This is a genomic window from Actinoplanes sp. CA-252034 (assembly GCF_050956125.1).
Taxonomy (GTDB): domain Bacteria; phylum Actinomycetota; class Actinomycetes; order Mycobacteriales; family Micromonosporaceae; genus Actinoplanes.
The window spans coordinates 7,492,586-7,511,395 of sequence record NZ_CP191846.1 but is presented as its reverse complement, the minus strand read 5'-3'; the positions used below and the strand labels follow the sequence as shown (position 1 = coordinate 7,511,395).

At 72.0% G+C, this 18,810-nt stretch carries 20 protein-coding genes; 11 read left to right on the top strand and 9 right to left on the bottom strand.

All coding sequences use genetic code 11. The features are described from left to right. Positions 1-72 precede the first annotated feature (72 nt). Positions 73-1,284 carry a hypothetical protein gene (locus ACQPZW_RS34140; RefSeq protein ID WP_433790134.1) on the top strand — a complete coding sequence of 404 codons (1,212 nt, stop codon included), beginning with the start codon at positions 73-75 and terminating at the stop codon, positions 1,282-1,284. Here ACQPZW_RS34140 and ACQPZW_RS34135 read toward each other — a convergent pair. Then, on the bottom strand, positions 1,250-1,639 hold the full coding sequence (locus ACQPZW_RS34135; RefSeq protein ID WP_433797693.1) for a MerR family transcriptional regulator: 390 nt from the start codon (positions 1,637-1,639) through the stop codon (positions 1,250-1,252). The genes ACQPZW_RS34140 and ACQPZW_RS34135 overlap by 35 nt on opposite strands. Positions 1,640-1,700: 61 nt before the next feature. Between ACQPZW_RS34135 and ACQPZW_RS34130 the strand changes: the two genes are divergently transcribed. Beyond that, on the top strand, positions 1,701-2,474 hold the full coding sequence (locus tag ACQPZW_RS34130) for an SDR family NAD(P)-dependent oxidoreductase (protein WP_433790133.1): 774 nt from the start codon (positions 1,701-1,703) through the stop codon (positions 2,472-2,474). Positions 2,475-2,531: 57 nt separating this feature from the next. Here the strand turns inward: ACQPZW_RS34130 and ACQPZW_RS34125 are convergent, their stop codons facing one another. The 4 genes from ACQPZW_RS34125 to ACQPZW_RS34110 all read right to left on the bottom strand — a co-directional run bounded on the left by ACQPZW_RS34125 (position 2,532) and on the right by ACQPZW_RS34110 (position 5,025). After that, complete coding sequence (locus tag ACQPZW_RS34125; protein WP_433790132.1) at positions 2,532-3,800, bottom strand: CHASE domain-containing protein; 1,269 nt, start codon at positions 3,798-3,800, stop codon at positions 2,532-2,534. Beyond that, positions 3,797-4,357, bottom strand: a complete 561-nt coding sequence (locus tag ACQPZW_RS34120) for an RNA polymerase sigma factor (RefSeq protein WP_433790131.1) — start codon at positions 4,355-4,357, stop codon at positions 3,797-3,799. Before ACQPZW_RS34120 ends, ACQPZW_RS34125 begins: the two co-directional genes overlap by 4 nt. A 102-nt stretch (positions 4,358-4,459) precedes the next feature. Next, positions 4,460-4,672: a hypothetical protein gene (locus ACQPZW_RS34115; RefSeq protein WP_433790130.1), complete on the bottom strand. Its 213-nt coding sequence runs from the start codon at positions 4,670-4,672 to the stop codon at positions 4,460-4,462. Between the two features lie 92 nt (positions 4,673-4,764). After that, positions 4,765-5,025, bottom strand: coding sequence for a YciI family protein (locus tag ACQPZW_RS34110; protein ID WP_433790129.1), 261 nt, complete (start codon positions 5,023-5,025; stop codon positions 4,765-4,767). Between the two features lie 50 nt (positions 5,026-5,075). On the opposite strand from ACQPZW_RS34110, the gene ACQPZW_RS34105 reads away from it, so the two are divergent. Next, positions 5,076-5,738: a Crp/Fnr family transcriptional regulator gene (locus tag ACQPZW_RS34105; RefSeq protein ID WP_433790128.1), complete on the top strand. Its 663-nt coding sequence runs from the start codon at positions 5,076-5,078 to the stop codon at positions 5,736-5,738. Between the two features lie 279 nt (positions 5,739-6,017). Here the strand turns inward: ACQPZW_RS34105 and ACQPZW_RS34100 are convergent, their stop codons facing one another. The 3 genes from ACQPZW_RS34100 to ACQPZW_RS34090 all read right to left on the bottom strand — a co-directional run bounded on the left by ACQPZW_RS34100 (position 6,018) and on the right by ACQPZW_RS34090 (position 9,360). Continuing rightward, positions 6,018-6,443 (bottom strand): Hsp20/alpha crystallin family protein, encoded by a 426-nt coding sequence (locus ACQPZW_RS34100; RefSeq protein WP_433790127.1) that lies wholly within the window; start codon positions 6,441-6,443, stop codon positions 6,018-6,020. Positions 6,444-6,626: 183 nt separating this feature from the next. Continuing rightward, positions 6,627-7,865, bottom strand: coding sequence for an MFS transporter (locus ACQPZW_RS34095; RefSeq protein ID WP_433790126.1), 1,239 nt, complete (start codon positions 7,863-7,865; stop codon positions 6,627-6,629). Between the two features lie 211 nt (positions 7,866-8,076). After that, on the bottom strand, positions 8,077-9,360 hold the full coding sequence (locus tag ACQPZW_RS34090; protein WP_433790125.1) for an MFS transporter: 1,284 nt from the start codon (positions 9,358-9,360) through the stop codon (positions 8,077-8,079). 74 nt (positions 9,361-9,434) lie between these two features. Between ACQPZW_RS34090 and ACQPZW_RS34085 the strand changes: the two genes are divergently transcribed. Both ACQPZW_RS34085 and ACQPZW_RS34080 read left to right on the top strand, forming a co-directional pair. Beyond that, positions 9,435-10,451, top strand: coding sequence for a LacI family DNA-binding transcriptional regulator (locus ACQPZW_RS34085; RefSeq protein ID WP_433790124.1), 1,017 nt, complete (start codon positions 9,435-9,437; stop codon positions 10,449-10,451). A gap of 153 nt (positions 10,452-10,604) precedes the next feature. Beyond that, positions 10,605-11,120, top strand: a complete 516-nt coding sequence (locus ACQPZW_RS34080; protein ID WP_433790123.1) for a hypothetical protein — start codon at positions 10,605-10,607, stop codon at positions 11,118-11,120. Positions 11,121-11,316: 196 nt separating this feature from the next. Here the strand turns inward: ACQPZW_RS34080 and ACQPZW_RS34075 are convergent, their stop codons facing one another. Then, on the bottom strand, positions 11,317-11,940 hold the full coding sequence (locus tag ACQPZW_RS34075; protein ID WP_433790122.1) for a hypothetical protein: 624 nt from the start codon (positions 11,938-11,940) through the stop codon (positions 11,317-11,319). A 175-nt stretch (positions 11,941-12,115) separates the two neighbouring features. Between ACQPZW_RS34075 and ACQPZW_RS34070 the strand changes: the two genes are divergently transcribed. From ACQPZW_RS34070 to ACQPZW_RS34045, 6 genes are all read left to right on the top strand, one after another. Continuing rightward, positions 12,116-13,327, top strand: coding sequence for an efflux RND transporter periplasmic adaptor subunit (locus tag ACQPZW_RS34070; RefSeq protein WP_433790121.1), 1,212 nt, complete (start codon positions 12,116-12,118; stop codon positions 13,325-13,327). 83 nt (positions 13,328-13,410) lie between these two features. Continuing rightward, entirely contained in the window at positions 13,411-14,136 is a 726-nt protein-coding gene (locus ACQPZW_RS34065; RefSeq protein ID WP_433790120.1) for a response regulator transcription factor, read from the top strand. Continuing rightward, a complete protein-coding gene (locus tag ACQPZW_RS34060; protein ID WP_433790119.1) occupies positions 14,133-15,548 on the top strand; it encodes a sensor histidine kinase in 1,416 nt (471 codons plus the stop codon). Before ACQPZW_RS34065 ends, ACQPZW_RS34060 begins: the two co-directional genes overlap by 4 nt. A gap of 65 nt (positions 15,549-15,613) precedes the next feature. Then, positions 15,614-16,819, top strand: a complete 1,206-nt coding sequence (locus tag ACQPZW_RS34055; protein WP_433790118.1) for an efflux RND transporter periplasmic adaptor subunit — start codon at positions 15,614-15,616, stop codon at positions 16,817-16,819. Next, positions 16,816-17,604 carry an ABC transporter ATP-binding protein gene (locus tag ACQPZW_RS34050; RefSeq protein ID WP_433790117.1) on the top strand — a complete coding sequence of 263 codons (789 nt, stop codon included), beginning with the start codon at positions 16,816-16,818 and terminating at the stop codon, positions 17,602-17,604. Before ACQPZW_RS34055 ends, ACQPZW_RS34050 begins: the two co-directional genes overlap by 4 nt. Then, a complete protein-coding gene (locus ACQPZW_RS34045) occupies positions 17,601-18,803 on the top strand; it encodes an ABC transporter permease (RefSeq protein WP_433790116.1) in 1,203 nt (400 codons plus the stop codon). Before ACQPZW_RS34050 ends, ACQPZW_RS34045 begins: the two co-directional genes overlap by 4 nt. The last annotated feature ends 7 nt before the right edge of the window (positions 18,804-18,810 follow it).

Here is an 18,810-nt window from a genome sequence, read left to right as displayed (position 1 = left end):
GCCGGATCCATTTCGGTCACCCCCACGACAGCACATGGATACGAGAAACGAAGAGCCGTAATGTTCCTCCTCGTGTCCACCCCCCTGCGCGGCCTGGCTCGCAACCCGGCCCTCCCGCCGGCCGCCCTCCTGCGGCTCGCCGGCGACGACCGGGTCAGCCGGTGGGACCTCGCCGCCCGCAGCGCATGGACCGACGAGGCGTTCGACGCTCTCGCCACCCACCCCGACCCGGAGGTCCGGGAGGCGCTCGCCCAGAGCCCCGGCGCCACCGGTGACCAGCGTGCCCGGCTCGTCGGCGACCTCAGCGTCCGGGTCCTGCAGGCCGTGCTCGAGGGCCCGCCGACCCGCTGGGCCGGGCCGCTGCCCGACTGGGTGTACCGCCGCCTCGCCGAACACCCCGAACCGCTCGTGCGCGACCTGCTCACCTTCCTGCCCGGCACACCCCGTGACGTGGTCGCGCTGCTCGCCCGCGACCGGCACCCCGGCATCGCCGACGCGGCCCGGGCCCTGCTCGACCGCAAGCCGTACGAGCCCGTCTCCCTCGGCCGCGACGAGGCCGCCCGGTTCGCCGCCGACGCCGCCGACTGGAACCGCGAACGGGCCGCCGCCGACCCCGCCCTCCCCAGTGAGTGGATCACCGTTCTCGCCGCCGACCCGTCGCCCCGGGTGCGCCTGGCCGTCTCCACCCGCCCCGAGCTCACCGAGGCCCGGCGCGCCGCCATCGATCACCGGACCGGACCGGCCGACGCCACACCGCCCCTGGACTGGGTGCTCGCCTCCGGGCCGGCCGAGCTGGACCGGTGCGTACGCTCGGCGCATCCCGCCCTGCGGCGCAGCGCCGCCTGCCACCCGGACCTGCCGGCCGACCTGCTCGCCGTGCTCACCGCCGACCCCGACCCGGGGGTACGGGCGCTGCTCTGCTCCCATCAGGCGCACGCCCCCGGCGAGCTGGTGCTGGAGACGTATCTCGCGACCGGCGACGAGGACCTGCTGCGGCATCCGGCCTTTCCGCGTACGGACCTGGCCCGCCTCGCCGACGACCCGGCCCCTCGAGCCCGCGCCCTGGTCGCGCTGGACCCCTCCGCCCCGCCGGCGCTGATCGAACGGCTCAGTCACGACCCGGCCGGCCCGGTCCGCCGCGCGATGGCCGCCGACCCGCGCATCCCACGGTCACGGCTGCTCGCGCTCGTCGACGACGAGTCCACGGCCGAGGCCGCCGCCGCCAACCCGGCCCTGCCCGGGCCCGTGATCACGCGCCTGCTGAGAGCCCAGGGAGTCCGCTGAACTCGGCCGGCGCGGCCGCACCGGTGAGGTAGCGCTCCAGCATCTCCCGGCGCTGTGCGATCTGCCGCTCCTGCAGGGCCAGCCGATCGCGGACCTCCTGCACCTTCACCTGCAGCGCGGAACAGTCACCGGTCGGCCCGGCGGCCCCCGTGCACGGCAGGATCTCCCGGATCACCTCCGACGGCAGGCCCGCACCGTACAGATCCTGGATGAAGGCGACCTGCCGGACCGCCTGCTCGTCATACTCCCGGTAACCGTTGCCGCGCCGCTCGGCGGTGAGCAGGCCCTGCTCCTCGTAGTAGCGCAGCGCCCGGGTGCTGACCCCGGCCGCCGTCGCAAGCTCCCCGATCCGCATCGCCACCCGCTCCGTCCTCGGCTTGACATTGACGTCAACGTGAAAGTTTAGCGTTGGCGTCATGACGAGAAACGGCATCATCACCGGCGCGGGCACCGGCATCGGCGCGGCGATCGCCGACCGCCTGGCCGCCGACGGCACGAACCTGATCCTGGTGGCCCGCGACGGCGCCCGCCTCGACGAGACGGCCCGGCGGCTGCGTGCCGCCCACGGGATCGAGGTGCGGACCGTACCCCTGGACCTGTCCCGGCCGGACGCCGCCGCCGAACTGGAGAAGCACCTCGCCGGCACGGACATCGACGTGCTGGTCAACAACGCCGCCGTCGCCCACGTCGGCACGGTCGCCGACGCCGGACCGGACCGGATCCGCGCGACCGTCGACCTCAACGCCACGGCCCTCGCCGAGATCACCGCGCGGTTCCTGCCCGCCATGCTGGCCCGCGGCCGGGGCGCCATCGTCAACATCGCCAGCACCGCCGCGTACACACCCGCGCCCTGGAACGCCGCGTACGCGGCCTCGAAAGCCTTCGTCCTCTCCTACACGCGGGCGCTCGCGATCGAGACCGAGGGCACCGGCGTCCGGGTGGTCGCGGTCAGCCCCGGAGCGGTCGAGACCCCGATGAACCCCGGCCACTTCCGCGGCAAGCGAAGCCCCGAACAGGTGGCCGACACCGTGGTCGCGGCCCTGCGCGGGCGCGCTCCAGCCGTGGTCGACGGCCGTCTCTACGCCGCGCAGGTGTTCGTCTTCAGCCGGATCCTGCCCACCCGGACGGGGGCCCGCATGATCGGCCGGTTCTTCGCCCGGGCCGCCCGGAAATCGGCTGCTCCGCAGTAGACGGCCGCCACCCGGTCTGCGCCGAAGTGATCACCCGCAGACCGACCGACCTCGGCCTCACCGTCGCCACCCGGCGCCGCTGACCCGCTCACCGTGGATCACCAGATCGTCCTCGTCGGCGGCAGGGTCATCGAGTACAGGAAGGCCGGCTGCGAGGGGGATCGGCTCGTCTCGGCGCGGGCTACCGTTCCTGCGCCGAGTCGCCGTCGAGGTGAGCGCGGTGAGTAGCGCAGTGGCGACCGAGCCGACCAGCCACATGGCCAGAACGCCGCCCGAACCGCCCGGTCGTTCGTCAGCACTGATCCGCAGCGCCAACTCCCGGCTTGACGTGAGGACGAGCGTGCTCCTCGTCGCCTCGGCGTCCTCGGTCTGCCCGTAGGTCGCGAGCTCCTCGTGGTCGATGTCGGCCAGGCGAACCGACATGCCGCCCGTCGTGATGCCGTCAAGGCTCTCCGCGAGGAGGATCTGCCAGCGCAGGCTGAGAACCATCCACCCCCGGAAGTCGTCGGTCGTGTCGTAGACCGGCGCGCTGAGTACCGCGGACGATTGTCGTGTCGGCGTGACATAGGTGCGACTCGTCACGGTCGTGCGCGTGCGCCGGGCGTCCTGCAGCGCGTCGGCCACCTCCGGCCGGACGGAGAGATCGCTGCCGACCACGTCGGTGGCACTCTGCGGTGGCCAGCTGAGAACCGGAAACAGGTGCGAATCCGATGAGCCCGCAGGTCGCAGATCGAGTTGCGATACGCCGAGTGCACGCCACGACGCCTGAAGCTGCGGGATCTCGGTCGTGTGACCGGCGACGACATATGCCACGCCGGCCGCCGCCGGAAGGGGCTGCTGATCCATGGGCGCGGACAGGTCCCAGAACCGCACCGTGTCGGAGTCGGACAGTCCACCGACAGCGGCGGCCAGGCTGTCCACCAGCTCGGTGTAACGGGAGAGGCTCGCGGACACCGCTCGGGTGGCGCTCTGCGTTTGCAGGTCCATGAAGTGTGCGAATTGTTGCCGCTCCTGCTGGCGGTGCAGTGCGGTGACCGTCAGCCCGGTGCCCAGGAAGCCGAACAGCACCACCATCGCCACGGCCGTCGTCGGCCGCAGCGCAGCGACGCAGCGGCGCATGCCCGCGGCCGCGGTGGCGAGACCGTGGCGGATACGGCTCTGCGCCGGTGGAGTGTCCGGGCCGATGTAGGCCTCGAACTTGAGGAGCTCCCGGCGCCGGGCCAGCTCATCGCCGGCCAGCCGGTCGGTGACCGCCTCGTCGGCCAGCCCGATGACCTCGCACATCAACTCCCCGAGGGGCTGTTCACGATCGTCGAAGTGGCTCACGCTGCCTCCTTTCCGGATGCCGACGTGACCGCGTCGCGTGCTCGTTGCCGTTCGACCTCGTCACGCAGCCTCCGGCGGGCCAGTTGCAGGTTCTTGCGTACGGCCGCCTCGGTCTTGCCCAGCGCGGCGGCGATGTCGGCGGTGGGCACCTGGTCGAGGAAGCCGGCCATGACCGCCTGTTGAGCGGGTGGCAGGGTTCGCAGCAGCTCGGTGATCCACCGTCGTTGCACGTATTCGGAGATCGGGTTGCCGGCGCGGTTCGCGTGTTCGGCCCGGTCGAGCCGGTCAGCGTGGCGAGCCTCGTCCCGGCGTAGGCGGCCGATGGAGCGGGTCACCATGGTCCGGGCGTACGCCTCCTTGTTCTCGATGCTGTACCAGTGCCGGTACAGGTAGGTCATCGAGTCGGCGGCGGCCTCCTCGGCGTCGGGGATGCTTCCCCACACCACCGCGCCGTACTTCACCAACTGCGGGTAGAGCAGGTCGAAGAAAGGGTCGAACTCCGCTGCGGGGGGCAACTGAGGACCGTCGTCGGGACGGTTGGTCTCCTTGTGGCCCATCGGCACCTGCTTTGGCTCGTCGTAGTGACCGGCTGTCATACAGAAGAGGTGCCGAGATGCCCGACTGTGACATCCTTTTTAATCTTTTTTCGGACATAGTGTTCAGCGGCGCGATCGCAGGATCACCACGGCGAGGAGAACCGCGGAGGCCGCGGCGACGGCCGTGACGGGCAGCGACGAGGTCGTCAGGAACACCCCACCCACTCCGACGAGGATCCCGTTGATCACCATCAGCAGGTTCTCGGCGGACAGCGGCGTCACCTGTCGTACCGCCGCCTGCTCGCCGTCACCGGATGGAGAGTCGATGTCGTTCACCGGGCACGCACCCTTTCCGAGACGTGATGGCCGCCGGTCGACGGCCTCAACCAGGAAGAGGGTCTCGCCGGTCCGTTCCGTGAAGGTGCTCCTCAGCGAAGGAACGGGCTCCACTCCCGTACGGATCGCACCTCGACGCCCGGCGTTCGGAAGTACGGGTCGGCGGCCAGGATCTCGTCGGCCCCGGCCCGGCCGGGCACGTCCAGGATGATCAGGGCGCCGCTGTCGTCGGCCAACGGGCCGGCTGCCCGGACGGCACCGGCGGCGTGCAGCGCGGTCAACCGGTCCCGATGGGCGGGGCGGGCGGCGAGCCGTTCCGGCGCCGGGGTGAACGTGAGCTCGACGATCCACATGCGCCCGACGCTACGGCGGCCTGCCGGTGCCACGATGTATCAGTTGATACGTGACTTCTCTCGGCACCATCCCGGCGCTGCGCGGTCTCCCGCCCGAGCGCCTCGACGACCTGGGGCGCCGGGCACGAGCCGCACGCTTCGCGGCGGGAGACCTCCTGCGCCGGGCCGGGGCGAGCGCGTCCGACGTCGTCCTTCTTCTTTCGGGTACGGTCGTCGCCACCCACGAGACGGCCGGCGGCGGTGAGGTGTGGCCGGGCCGGTGGACCGGGCCCACGATCGCCGACAAACCGGCCGTTCTCAGCGGCGAGCCGTCCCCGACGGGGCTCCGCGCCACGACCGCCGTCACCGCCCGGCTCCTGCCCGCCGCCGACTTCCGCCGGCTGTTGCACGACGAACCCGAGGTCCGCGATCACGTGCTCGCGGCCCTGGCCCGGGACGCGCTGGCCGGCCGCCGGGAGCTGGTCCGCTCGGCGACCCTGCCCGCGGTGGCCCGCGTCGCCACCCGGCTGCTCGATCAGGACCCGAGCCGCCGGACGGCGTGGCCGGGCTCGCAGGACGACCTGGCCCGCACGCTCGGTCTGAGCCGGGTGACGGTCAACCGCGCGCTGAACCGCCTGAGCCGCGCGGCCGCCGTCCGTCTCAGCCCCAACGGCGTCACCGTCACCGACCGCAGCAGGCTCGCCGATTTCACCGCCCCCGAGAACGACGCCTGACCCCGCCGGGGCACCCCGGAGGCCCACCGGCTACCCCGGAGGCCCACCGGCTACCCGGCCGGTGATGACGGAGACTTGCTGGTATCCCAGCCAGCCACGTAGGCGGCCTCTGGCATCCCGGCTGGCCACGTAGGCGGCCCGCCGGCATCCCGACCGGCTACGACGGCGGCCCGCCTGGATCCCGGTCTGTCGCTTGGCGTGGTCACGGCCCGGCAACCAGACTGGGTGCCGGATGCCGGGCCGCTATGGAGGTGACCGGGTCAAGGTCTCGGGGAGGGGTCAGCCCTTGATCTGCCGTCGGCCGGAAGTGCCGGACTCGATGGTGATCCGGCGGGGCTTGGCGCGATCGGACACCGGGATCTCCAGGGTCAGGACGCCGTTGTCGTACGCCGCCTGCAGTTTGTCGGTGTCGAGGGTGTCGCCGAGGAACAGTTGCCGGCTGAACACGCCCATCGGACGCTCGCTGATCACGGTCTCGGCGTTGTCCTTGGTCCGGCGGCGTCGCTCGGCCCGGACCTGCAGGACGTTGCGCTCGACGGTCACGTCGATGGAGTCGGGGTCGACGCCGGGAAGATCGAAGTAGACGTAGAAGGTGTCGCCGTCACGCTCGGCGTCGACGTGCATCGCCGCCGGGCGGCTGCTGGTGCCGTTGAACTGCTCGAACAGGCGGTCGAGGTCACGGAACGGGTCGGTGCGCAGAAGCATGGTCATCTCCTCCTTCGGTGCTCCCTCACCAAAAGCCTCACCAATGCCGGGAAAGCCTCCCGGACAGGTCGCCGGGAGAACCTCCCGGACGCGTTGCCGGGTGAGATATCCCGGCCGGGTGCCGGGAGAACCTCCCGGACATCCACTACTTCTGTGTTAGCACTCGGACCGGCCGAGTGCAAGTCACAAGCTGTTGACCAGTGCCTTCTCGTCGAATTCGGCGGTCTCAGGCTTGAAGGAGAGGCGGAAGCTGAGCAGCGCCAGCAACAGGCCGGCGATGGAGAGCCCGATGCCGAGCCACGCCGACGCGAGGTATCCCCACCCGGCGGCGATGACCACTCCGCCGAGGGCGGCGCCGATGCTGTTGGCGATGTTCAGTGACGACTGGTTGACGGCCGCGCCCATCAGCTGTGCGCCGGGCGCGACGGCGATCAGCCGTGACTGGAGCGCCGGGACGATGAACAGGCTGGCCGCCCCGACCAGGAACGCGCCGACAACGAGCCCGGCCGGATGGTGGGCGGTGAGGGCGAAGAACGCCACTGACACGATCAGGCCGCCGAACCCGGCCAGCACGCTGCGCCGCAGGTCACGGTCGGCGGCGATGCCACCGAGGGCGACCCCGACGGTCATGCCGAGGCCCATCGACGCGAGCACCCACGGGATCGTCGACTCGTCGAGCCCGGCCACATCGGTGGTGATCGGCGCGATGTAGCTGTTCACCGCGAAGAATCCGCTGGTGCCGACGGCGACGGCCAGGGCGACGAGCCAGACCTGCGGCGAGCGGAAGGCCCGCAGTTCGGCGCGGGGTGATCCGCCGGCCGGGGCCGCCGTCGACGGTACGGTCGTGAGCACCGCGAGCAGACTGAGGGCGAAGACGGCTGCCACCGCCAGGTAGGCGGCCTCCCATCCGCGTGACTGCCCGAGCACCGTGATCAGCGGAACTCCCGCGAGGCTCGCCGCGGTCAGCCCGCCGATGACGATCGACACGCCCTTGCCGTGGTTGCCCGGCCCCAGGATGGTGGCGGCGAGGATCCCGGCCGCTCCGAAGTATGCGCCGTGCCCGAGCGCGGCGACGAACCGTGCGGCCAGCACCAGCTCGAACGTGGGCGCGAGCGCCGATGCCGCGGTCGCGGCGACGAAGAGTACGAGCAGCCCGACGACGAGCCGGCGCCGTGGCGCCCGGGCGGTCATCACCGCGATGGTGGGGGCGCCCACGACCACGCCGAGCGCGTAGACGGTGATCATCCAGCCGGTCTGTGCCAGCGCGTCCGGAACCGAGGCCGCATACGCCTCGGGCAGCAGGTCGCGGGCCATCTCCGGGAGCAGTCCCATGGCGACGAACTCGGTCAGCCCGAGCCCGAAGCCGCCCAGCGCCAGCGCGATCAGGGCCGCGAGGCGACGCCCGGAGGTGAGTGTGTCCACCCCGCGACCCTAGAACGTTCTAGTCCGGGCGGGAATAGAACGTTCTAGCAATCACAGGGGGGCGTGGAGCCCTGCTTAGGCGGATACCGCATCGTTGGCATCCGCCGAAGCCGAAGCCGAAGCCGGAGCCGGAGCCGGAGCCGGGGCCGGAGCCGGGGCCGGAGCCGGGGCCGGAGCCGAAGCCGGCGCTGGAGCCCAGGCTGGGGCTGGCCTAAGCCGAGGCCGAAGCTGAGGCCGGGGCCGGGGCCGGGGCCGGGGCCGGGGCCGGGGCCGGATCCGAGGCCGAAGTCGAGATCGGGGCCGGGGTCGGGGCCGGGCGCAGGCTGCGGAGCGCGAGCAGCAACCCGACCGCGGCGAGGACGGCGCCGATCCACACCGACGACAGGTAGCCCCAGCCGGCGGCGATCGCGGCGCCACCGAGGGCGGCGCCGAGGCTGTTGGCGACGTTGGCGGCGGACTGGTTGACGGCGGCGCCCATCAGTTGGGTTCCGGGCGCGCTCTCGATCAGGTGCGACTGCAGGGCCGGCCCGATGAACGCGCTGGTGGCCCCGACCAGGAAGGCGGCCGGGAACAGGGCGGCCGGGTGGCCGGCGGCGAGACCGAAGAGGACGACCGCGGCGACGACGGCGACGAACCCGTACCGGAGGGTGCGGCTCAGGTCGCGGTCGGCGGCGGCTCCGCCGACCGCGATGCCGATGGTCATGCCGAGCCCCATCAGCGCCATCACCCACGGGACGGCGCCGTTGGAGAGGCCCGCGACCTCGGTGGTGAGCGGCGCGATGTAGCTGTTGACGGCGAAGAACCCGGCGGTCCCGACGGCGACGACGGCGGACGCCAGCCACACCCGCGGCGAACGGAAGGCGCGCAATTCGGCGCGCGGTGATCCGCCGGGGGCGGCGGCGACGGTGGGCACGGTGGCGAGCACGGCCAGGAGGCTGAGAGCGAAGATCAAACCCACGAGGAGGTACGCCGTACGCCATCCGTGGCTCTGGCCGAGGCTGGTGACCAGTGGCACCCCGAGCAGGTTGGACGCGGTCAGGCCGCCGAGCACGATCGCGAACCCCTTGCCCTGGTTGCCGGGGCCGAGGATGCGCCCGGCCAGGATCGCCGCCGCGCCGAAGTAGGCGCCGTGGGCCAGCGCCCCCACGAACCGCCCGGCCAGGACCAGCTCGAACGTGGGCGCCGCGACGGACAGCACCGTGCCCACCAGGAAGAGCCCGAGCAGCCCGAGGACCAGGCGCTTGCGGGGCAGCCGGGCGGTCAGGGCGGCGATGGTCGGCGCGCCCGCGACCACGCCGAGCGCGTAGATCGTGATCATCCAGCCGGCTTTGGCGACCGCGTCGGGCGGTGAGGCGGCGTACTCGACGGGGAGCATGTCGCGGGCCATCTCGGGCAGCAGGCCCATGGCCGAGAACTCGGTGAGGCCGAGCCCGAAGCCGCCGAGGGAGAGCGCGAGCAGGGCGGCCCATCGGCGGCCGCGGGTGAGGGTGTCCACTCACCGGATCCTAGAACGTTCTAGTGGCCGTGTCGGTAGAACGTTCTAGTTGTCACACCCCGTACCATCGCGACATGCGTTCAGGGGAGCGGCGGATCACGCTCGCCGACGTCGCGGCCGAGGCCGGGGTGTCGGTGGCGTGCGTGTCGATCGTGATGCGGGGCGCGCCGGGCGCCGGGGAGGCCACCCGCGAGCGGGTGCTCAAGGTCGCGGCGGACCTCGGCTACCAGCCGGACAGCCGGGCCCGCCTGCTGCGCAGCGGTCGCAGCCGCCTGATCGGCGTCGTCTTCGACGTGCGGCACCCGTTCCACCACGACCTGCTCACCGGGCTCTACGACGCGGCGGGCGCGGCCGGCTATCAGCTCACCCTGAGCGCGGTGACACCGAGACGCGGCGAGCGTACGGCCGTCGGCGACCTGCTGCAGGACCGGTGCGAGGCGATCGTCCTGTTCGGCGGCACGATGCGCTCGGCCGAGCTCGCCTCGATCGCGTCCCGCCTGCCGGTGGTGGCGATGATGCGCAGCGCCCGCCGGCGCGACGTCGACGTGGTGCACAACGACGACGCGCTCGGCTCCCACCAGGCCGTCGACCACCTGGTGTCGCTGGGGCACCGGCGGATCGCGCACGTCGACGGCGGCACCGTGCACGGCTCGGCCGAGCGGCGCGCCGGCTACCAGGAGGCGATGCACCGGCACGGTCTGGGCGAGCACATCCGGGTGGTGCCCGGCGGCGCCGGCGAGGAGGACGGCGCCCGGGCCGCCGCGAGGCTGCTGACCGACCCGCCGACCGCGGTGACCGTCTTCAACGACCTGAGCGCGACCGGCCTGCTCGACGTGCTGCGCCAGCACGGCCTGCGTGTGCCCGGCGACATCAGCGTCGTCGGCTACGACGACACCAGCCTCAGCCGCCTGGCCCACATCGACCTGACCACCATCGGCCAGGACATCGACGCCCTGGCCACCCGGGCCATCGAGCGCGCGGTCGAGCGTGTCGAGGGCACCCCGTCCGGCCCCCGGGCCGTGATCCTCCCGCCCCGCCTCGTCGTCCGCACCACGACCGGCCCCCCACCCGCGGCGTCCCGGGGCCGGTGAGGCGCCCACCGCCCTCCCGCACAGCCCTCAGCGATGTGCGGAGCACGGCCGGCGGAGGTCTCAGCGGCGCCCGGCGCCCGGCCGGCGGAGGTCTCAGCGGTGGGCGGCGCACGGCCGGCGGAACTCGGCCACGCCGGGGACCGTCGGAGCAGCATGACTCATCAGAGCGGTTCCCACCGTGCCCGGTTCGTCGCGTCGGCCACCGCCTTCGCCTTGTTCGTCGTCGCGGGGTGCACGGCGGGCGAGAAGGAGGCGGGCGAGCAGCAACGATCGACCGCTGCCGTAGCCCCGGTCACGGCCCCGTCGGCGGAGGCATCGCCGTCGGCATCGGAGGCACCTCGATTGCGGGACGGGTGGAAGACCGTCGAGTACCGGGACGTGCGGGTGGACGTCCCCGCCGACTGGGTGCAGCCGGACGGCACGGGCTGTGAGCTGCGGTTCGAGCGGTGGGCGCCGCCCGGTGCGCCGCCGTGCCGGATGACGGTCGGGGTCGTGTTCTACGGGGCGGCGACGTTCGACCCGGCGCACCGGCCGGGAGTGCGCAAGAGCGAGGGCGAGACCTGGGCGGGGTACGTGTACGCCGGTGAACTGGCCGTCTATGCGGCCGGCCCCGATCGCGAACTGGTCCAGGACGTGCTGGACACGGCCCGGCCACCGGCTGTTCGGTGAGTGGGCGACCAGCCCGGCGGTCGCGCTGCGGCCCGGACCCGGCAGCCCCGTCGCGGGGTGGTCCGGGAGGTGTGGTTCGGCGGGGCCGGGTGGCCCGTACCGGATGAAGGCCTGGATCGCATCAGAGATGACACCGTGCCGGCATCGCATCGACGGGGGGACGGCGATGCCGGCACGGGGACCGGGGTGGGCTTCGTCAGGAAGCCGCGCTAGCGGTGGGCTTGAGGACCGCGCAGGTCTCGACGGCCTTCTTCACCGTCGCGTCGGAGGTGTCGGGGTTCGCGGTGTCGGTGACGCCGTTCTCCTTCAGGCAGTTCTCGTAGGCGGCGTTCGCGCCCCGGCCGCCGCCACCGTTGCCGTTGCCGCCGCGACCGGCGCCCATGCTCGGGCGCACCGAGGCGCAGGCTTCCTGGGCCTTCTGCCAGGTCGCGTCGTCGACACCCTCGGGCTTGCTGAAACCGCCGCCACCGGGGAAGCCGCCACCACCACGCTGGCCGGCGCTGCCCTCCGGCCGAGGCTGGCCGGACGGGCGCGCGCCGCCGGACGGTCGGACGCCGTCGGGCGCGCCGGACGGCCGGGCGCCGCCGTTGCCCATGCCGCCACCGGGCGCACCGGACGGCATGGTGATCGTGACGCCGTTCTCGTTGAGACAGCTGATGTACGCCGCGAACGCGTTGCTGCCGCCGCCGTTCTGACCGGTGGTGCCGCTGTTGTCCGTGGTCGCCTCGTCCGAGCCGCACGCCGCCGTGAAGAGCATGGCGACCGAGACCGCGACGACGGCTACGGCGCGGCGGGGCGCCTTCGAACTGATCACCGGCACGGGGGTTCTCCTTAGGATCGGCACTGGTGCTCCGGACGTGTGAAGGAAAGCGGCCGCACCTGTGCGCAAGGTCGGACGACCCTAGGAGTTACCTAAGAACGACTTCCGGCGCTCCGAGCGAACTCCCAGGTAGGACCGAGCCCGCGGCGAGGACCGCTCGTCACACTCGGCGACCATGGGTGTTGCACTGGCCGGTCGCCGGCGTCTGATCTGGCTCGCCGTGGCGGTCGTCGTACTCGCGTTGATCGCCTTCGGCGTGGTGCGGGCGCTGACGGCCGGCGCGGCGCAGGAGGAGTCGAAGGCGGCCGAGATCGTCAAGGCCGACAGGGGAACGGTGACCACCGAGGTCGCCACCACCGGCACGCTGCAGGCGGCGCAGACGCGCAGCCTGTCGTTCGCGGTGTCGGCCGAGGTGGAGTCGGTGAAGGTGCGGGCCGGCAACACGGTGACCGCGGGCCAGGTGCTCGCCACCGTCGACGACACCGCCGCGGCGGAGAAGGTCGACGACGCCACGTCGACGCTCTCGGACGCCTACGACGCGCTGGAGTCGGCGCAGTCCGCCTCGACCTCCGCCGCCACGTCCGGTTGCAACGTGGCGGCGGCCTACACCAGCACCTCACCCGGCGTCTCGGCCTCGGCGTCTCCCTCGGCCTCGCCCTCGCCGTCGTCCTCCCCGTCGGTGTCGCCCTCGCCGACGCCGGCCAGGACGACCACCAAGCCGCGGGCGACCGCGACGAAGACGTGTGCCACCTCCACGGGCGGCTCCACCCGCGGCGGCTCCGGCGGTGACGCGATCCTCAGCGCACAGCAGCGTGTCAACGCGGCCGAGGTGGCGCTGGAGGAGGCCGAGGAGAACCTGGCCGGGGCCACCATCAAGGCGCCGATCGCCGGGAAGATCATCTCGGTGAGTGGCAAGGTGGGCAGCACGGCCAGGTCCGGGTCGGCCTTCATCACCCTGGCCGACGTCTACGACATGCAGATCAGCGCCGACTTCCCGGAGGCCGACGCCGATCACCTGGAGGTCACCCAGAAGGCGGTGATCACCCTCGCCGACCGGCCCGGCGAGACCTTCGACGCGACCGTGGTGCAGGTCGACCCGGTCGGCACCAGCGACGGCACGCTCACCCGCTTCGGGGTGGTGCTGTCGTTCAACGACGCGCCGGACGAGCTGCTCGTCGGGCAGAGTGCAAACGTCCGGGTGACAACCGGCAGTGAGGAGGATGTGCTCCGGGTGCCGAGTACGGCGGTGCACGATGTGTCCGGCGACAGCGGTACCGTCCTCAAGGGCGGTGCCGAGGTCCAGGTCAAGCTGGGGTTGCGCGGCGACCGGTATACCGAGATCGCCTCCGGGATCACCGAGGGCGACCCGGTGGCGAAGTCCTGGTGAGCAGCGTCCTCCCCACCCGTTCATAGGTCATTCAAAGAAAACGCTGATAGTTCTTTACGGTGCTCTCCGAAACCCGTGGTCCCGTGACCCTCAGTGACGCCGCGTCCCGGCCCTTCCGGGTCCTGGTCGTCGACGACGAGCCCAACATCGCCGCGCTGCTGAGCGCGACGTTGCGGCTGGTCGCCTTCGAGGTCCGGGTGGCGGAGACGGGGCACGGCGCTCTCGTGGCGGTGCAGGACTTCGAGCCGGATCTGATCGTCCTGGACGTGATGCTTCCGGACGTCGACGGGATCGAGGTCGCGCGGCGGTTGCGAGCCGCCGGCCACCGGGTCCCGGTCCTGTTCCTGACCGCGCGGGACGCGGTGGAGGATCGCATCCTGGGGCTGTCAGCCGGCGCGGACGACTATGTCACCAAGCCGTTCAGTCTCGAGGAGGTCGTGCTACGGATACGCGCGATCCTGCGCCGCAGCCAGCCGGAGGAGCCGCAGGAGGACACCGGCGTGCTGCGGTACGCGGACCTGGAACTGGACGAGGACGCCCACGAGGTGCGCCGGGCGGGCCGGCTGATCGAGCTGTCCCCGACCGAGTTCAACCTGCTGCGGTACCTGATGATCAACGCGGGCCGGGTGGTCAGCAAGGCGCAGATCCTGGACCGGGTGTGGAAGTACGACTTCGGGGGCGACGGCCGCATCGTGGAGTCCTACGTCTACTACCTGCGGCGAAAGATCGACAAGACCGATCCGCCGCTGATCCACACGGTGCGGGGAGTGGGGTACGCCCTGCGCCTGCCCCGAAGCGGCGAGGAGTGAGAAGCTGGCGTTTTTGGACACTCAAGTCCAGACTCGTCCTCGTCGTTGCGGTTTTATCCGGCATTGCCCTGGTGGTGGCCAACGTCGCCGGGGTGCTGCTGATCCGGAAATACCTCGAGAACCGGATCGACGACCAGCTCATCGCGATCAGCCGCCCGCTGGCCGACGCGCCGCAGGGTGGATTCGGGCCGCGACCGGGCCGCTTCCGTGGCCTCGGCCCCGACCAGATCATGTACTTCTACAACGCTGACGGCACTCTCGACGCCGCCCGCAGCTCCCCGGCCGACGACACCCGGCCGGTCACCGACGCGATCGGTGGCGGCGCCGGCCTGCCCTACACCGTCTCGACCGTCGCCGGCGCCGACTGGCGGGTGCTGACCGTCGACATCGCCGACACCGGCGAGCGCGCGCTCATCGGCTACTCGCTGGTCGAGGTCGAGCAGACCACCGACCAGCTGATGCTCATCGACGCCGGGGTGCTGCTGCTGGTGCTGACCCTGCTCGGATTCGGGGCGGCGTTCGTGGTGCGGATCGGGCTGCGGCCGCTCACCGAGATGGAGGCGGTGGCCGCCGACATCTCCGGCGGCAACCTGTCCGGCCGGGTGCCCGGCACCGACCCGCACACCGAGCCCGGCCGTCTCGGCCTGGCCCTCAACGCGATGCTCACCCGCATCGAGGGCGAGGTCGACGCGCGGACCGCCTCGGAGCAGCGCCTGCGGCAGTTCGTCGCGGACGCCTCGCACGAGCTGCGCACCCCGCTCACCTCGATCCGCGGCTGGGCCGAGCTCTACCGCCGGGGCGGCTCTCCGCCCGGCCCGCAACTCGACGAGACGATGGGCCGCATCGAGGCCGAGTCGGCGCGGATGGCGGTGCTGGTCGAGGATCTGCTGCGGCTGGCCCGGATGGACCAGCACCGAACACTCGACCTGCGCCGCATCGATCTGCTGGAGATCGCGGCCGACACCATCCGTGACGCGCACGCGCGGATGCCGGGCCGGCAGGTGCTGCTCGCCGGGCTCAGCGACGAGGAGGACACGTTCGAGCCCGCGACCGTGCTCGGCGACGATCACGGGCTGCGGCAGGTGGTGACGAACCTGGTGGCCAACGCGCTGAGCCACACCCCGCCGGAGACGACGGTGACGGTACGGGTGGGGCTGGACGGTGACGAGGCGGTGCTCGCGGTCTGTGACGACGGCCCGGGTGTGCCCACTGAGCACGCGCCCCGTGTCTTCGAGCGGCTCTACCGGGCCGACTCCAGCAGGTCACGGGCCAAGGGCGGCGGCTCCGGACTGGGCCTGGCGATCGTGGCGGCGATCGTGGCGCAGCACGGCGGCCGGGTGGAGTTGCGCGACACTCCGGGCGGTGGCGCGACGTTCCGTGTGGCCCTGCCTGCTGTCAGTGACTCCGTGTGAGGTTTTGAGGTGGCTCCCAGGTTGCGCCGAAGCTCCTCATAGCCCGTGGCTCCAGAGTGTCCGCCATGAAGGTACGTCTGAGCCGCCACCCGTCGTTGGTGGTCAACGCCGTGATAGGCGTCGTGCTCGTCGCCGGGGCCTATACGGTGTACGAGACATTTTCCGGAACCGACGACGGGGCGACGGCCGCGACGGCCTCCGAGCGAACGGTCACCGTCCAGCAGGGCACGGTCACCAAGACCGCCACCGCCGACGGCACCCTGGAGAGCGCGAGCACCGCCAGCGCCACCTTCGAGACCAGCGGCACGGTCACCTCGATCAGTGTGAAAGTCGGCGACAAGGTCAAGAAGGGCCAGGTACTGGCCAAGGTCGACCCGGCCGCCGCCCAGCGCTCACTCGACGCCGCCGAGGCCGACCTGGACGCCGCCCAGGACGCCCTGGACCGCGCCGAGGACGCCGGCTCGGACACCTCCGACGCCGAGAACCAGGTCACCGAGGCGAACCTGGCCGTCGACGAGGCCGAGGCCGCGGTCGAGGGCGCCACGCTGACCGCCCCGATGGCCGGCACCGTCACCGCCGTCAACGGCACCCTCGGCGGCTCCGCCTCCGGCAGCAGCTCCTCCAGCTCCACCTCCGGCGGCGGCTCCCAGAGCGGCGGCTCCACCAGCTCGTCCTCCTCCAGCAGCAGCACCGGCTTCATCGAGATCGCCGACCTCACCAAGATGCAGGTGTCGGCCGGTTTCGCCGAGGCCGACGCGACCAGCCTCAAGGACGGCCAGGTCGCCACGGTGACCTGGAACGCGCTCAGCGGCACCTCGCAGAGCGCGAAGATCGCGGCGATCGACCCGTCCGCGACCACGTCGAACAGCGTGGTCACCTACGGCGTCACGCTCACGCTCGACGCGGTGCCGGCCGGCGCGAAAGTCGGCCAGACCGTCTCGGTGTCGGTCACCACCGGCTCCAAGGAGAACGCCGTCCTGGTCAACGCGGCGGCGATCACCACGGTCGGCAACCGGCACACGGTCACCGTGGTCACCAACGGCGTCCAGGAGACCCGGTCGGTGGAGATCGGCCTGGAGGGCGACAGCGCCACCGAGGTCACCTCCGGTCTCACCGCGGGCGAGCAGGTCGTCGTCAAGACCACCTCCACGAGTACGGGTGGCGGCACCCAGCAGGGCGGCGGCGGATTCCCCGGCGGCGGCACCGGGTTCGGCGGCGGCGGGCTCAACGGTGGCGGAGCGGCGCCCGGCGGCGGCGGGCGGACCCGGTGAGCAAACCCGTCCTGCAGGTGACCGACCTGAAGAAGATCTACGGCCAGGGCGAGGCGACCGTGCACGCGCTGCGCGGGGTCTCCGCGACCGTGCACCGTGGGGACTACGTGGCCATCATGGGCTCGTCCGGCTCCGGCAAGTCGACCCTGATGAACATCCTCGGCGCGCTCGACGTCCCCACCTCCGGGCAGTACCTTCTGGACGGCGTGGACGTGAGCAAGCTGTCCGACGGGCAGCTCGCGCTCGCCCGGAACCGGCTGATCGGGTTCATCTTCCAGTCGTTCAACCTCATCCCGCGGACGACCGCGGTGGCCAACGTGGAGCTGCCTCTGGCGTACGCCGGGGTCAAGCCGAGGGAACGCCGCCGGCGCGCCATGGAGGCCCTCGACGTGGTCGGTCTCGCGGACCGTGGCGGTCACGAGCCGAACCAGCTCTCCGGCGGCCAGCAGCAGCGTGTCGCGGTGGCCCGGGCCCTGGTCACCGAGCCGGCCCTGCTGCTCGCCGACGAGCCGACCGGCAACCTGGACTCCAAGTCCACCGACGACGTGCTGCAGGTCTTCGACGACCTCAGCACCGCCGGCCGCACCATCGTGATCATCACGCACGAGGACGAGGTCGGCGCCCGCGCCAAACGGCTGATCCGCCTGGTCGACGGCTCGATCGTCACCGACGTGCGCCAGTCGCCGATCCACCTGCCCCCGGTCGGCCCACGCCAGTCGCACCAGTCGTATCAGCCACCGGCCGGGCGTGCCGCGATGTACTCCGGAGGGCGACACTCCCAGTGAACTTCTTCGAGGTAGTCCGCTTCTCCCTGCGCGGTCTGTCGGCCAACAAGCTGCGCTCCGCCCTGACCATGCTCGGCATCCTCATCGGCGTCGCCGCCGTCATCCTGCTCGTCGCGGTCGGCAACGGCTCGGCCAAGACGATCAGCGACCGGATCGAGGCGCTCGGCACCAACACCATCACCGTGATGAGCACCGGCCGCGGCGGATCCAGCAGCACCGCCCTCACCAAGGACATGGCCGACGCGCTGACCGACCCCGAGCTGGCGCCCGACGTCAAGTCCGTGTCGCCGGTGGTCAGCTCGTCGTCGGCGACCATGACCTACGAGGGCAGCGACCACTCGGTCGCCACGTTCGTCGGCACCACGCCCAGCTGGTTCGCGGCCTCCACCACCCCGGTCGGCCGGGGCTCGGCCTTCAGCTCCGACGACGTCGACCAGGGCCGGCGGGTCGTGGTGATCGGCCAGACCGTCGCCGAGGAGCTCTTCCCCGGCGTCGACCCGATCGACAAGCAGGTCACCGTCGGCGGGGCGCTGTTCACCATCGTCGGCGTGCTGGAGGAGAAGAGCTCCACCGGCTTCAACGACGCCAACGACACGGCGGTCGCCCCGCTCACCGCGGTGCAGCAGGTGCTCACCGGTTACGGCGCGCTGACGTCGATCATCGTGGAGGCCGCCGACCCGGAGAGGGTGGACGCCGCCCAGTCCGAGGTGTCCACGATCCTCAACCAGAGACTGGACGTCGACGCGTCGTCGACGAGCACCCCGTACCGGATCCAGAACGCGTCGTCGCTGTTGGAGACGCAGACCGAGACCGCCGACACGTTCACCACGCTGCTCGGGGCGGTCGCCGCGATCAGTCTGCTCGTCGGCGGCATCGGCATCACCAACATCATGCTGGTGACGGTGACCGAGCGGACCCGGGAGATCGGCATCCGCAAGGCCCTGGGCGCGCCCCGCCGGGTCATCCTGACCCAGTTCCTGATCGAGGCGAGTCTGTTGAGCGTGCTCGGCGGCGCCCTCGGGGTCGCCGCCGCCCTGATCGGGAGCCAGTTCGAGATCGTCGGCGTGAAACCGGTGATCGTGCCCAGCTCGATCGGGTACGCCGTGGGCGTGTCCATCGCGATCGGCCTGTTCTTCGGCGGGCTGCCCGCCGCCCGCGCCGCCCGGCTGCGTCCCATCGACGCGCTGCGCTACGAGTGAGGACCCT